Origin of the sequence: Prevotella lacticifex (assembly GCF_019973375.1) — a bacterium.
Classification (GTDB): Bacteria; Bacteroidota; Bacteroidia; order Bacteroidales; family Bacteroidaceae; genus Prevotella; species Prevotella lacticifex.
Map to the genome: position 1 here is coordinate 1 of NZ_BPTV01000024.1, position 382 is coordinate 382.

General features: G+C 49.7%; 2 rRNA genes. Both read left to right on the plus strand.

Annotated features, from left to right (window positions below):
• A 23S ribosomal RNA gene (locus LDN30_RS16235) occupies nt 1-157 on the plus strand; the annotation flags it as partial.
• Between the two features lie 98 nt (nt 158-255).
• Nucleotides 256-368, plus strand: a 5S ribosomal RNA gene (gene rrf, locus LDN30_RS16240).
• The last annotated feature ends 14 nt before the right edge of the window (nt 369-382 follow it).

The window sequence follows — 382 nt, forward strand, 5'->3', positions numbered from 1 at the left end:
GTTTAGGATAAGCGCTGAAAGCATCTAAGCGCGAAGCCATCCGCGAGATTAGAACTCCTTTATAGGGTCGTCCGAGACGAGGACGTTGATAGGGCGCAGGTGTAAAGACGGTGACGTCAAAGCCGAGCGCTACTAATTGCCCGAAACTTTCAGTCATAAGGTCATACTTTGAGTTGTCTAACGGTTTCGCTTGTTAGATGTGTCACCCATACGCCTGTCGCTAAGTATAAGCGTTAAGGCGGTCGAAAAATATTGTCAGGTGGTTATTGTGGTGGGGTCCCACCTCTTCCCATTCCGAACAGAGAAGTTAAGCCCACTTACGCCGATGGTACTGCAATGCAATGCGGGAGAGTAGGAAGCCGCCTTTTTTCCAGGAAGCCCT